At 68.4% G+C, this 500-nt stretch carries 1 protein-coding gene; it reads left to right on the plus strand.

Annotation, left to right across the window (positions count from 1 at the left end):
• Positions 1 to 13: 13 nt before the first annotated feature.
• The coding region (locus PUT07_RS35375) for a TetR family transcriptional regulator (RefSeq protein WP_274473523.1) at positions 14 to 500 on the plus strand (487 nt) is incomplete at its 3' end.

The following is a 500-nucleotide window of genomic DNA, read 5'->3' on the forward strand; positions in this document are numbered from 1 at the left end:
GTAATCTAGCAACATGCACGGGGCGCAACCGGTATCACAGAGCGACGATGGCGGCACGAAGCGATTTCGTGCCAAGCGCGATGCGATTCTCGCCGCCGCCGCCGAGACGATCAACGCCCAGAGCGCGAAGGGGATGACCTTCGCCGATGTCGCGCGGCGGGTCGGGCTCAACACCACCAGCGTCACTTACTATTTCAAACGCAAGGACGATCTCGCCGCGGCCTGTTTCGAGCATACGCTCGACACGCTGATGGCGATGCTCGACGAGGTCGGCGACTGGCCCGCCGAGTTCTTCTTCGCGCACGAGGAGACCGACCTCGCATGGCGCGCGGCGGATGCCGGCTGGCGGATCCTGTACGCGCCGGAGCTGCGGCTCCGGCACCCGAAGACCCCGCCCGCCCGGCACGCCATCTACTACCGGGTGAACGCCCGCAACCGGGTCTGGCTGGCCCGCCGCCGGCTGCCGCTCGCGCTCGTCCCCGTCCACCTGGGGGTGTGGG

The organism is Paenibacillus sp. MAHUQ-63, assembly GCF_028765165.1.
Taxonomy (GTDB): domain Bacteria; phylum Bacillota; class Bacilli; order Paenibacillales; family NBRC-103111; genus Paenibacillus_E.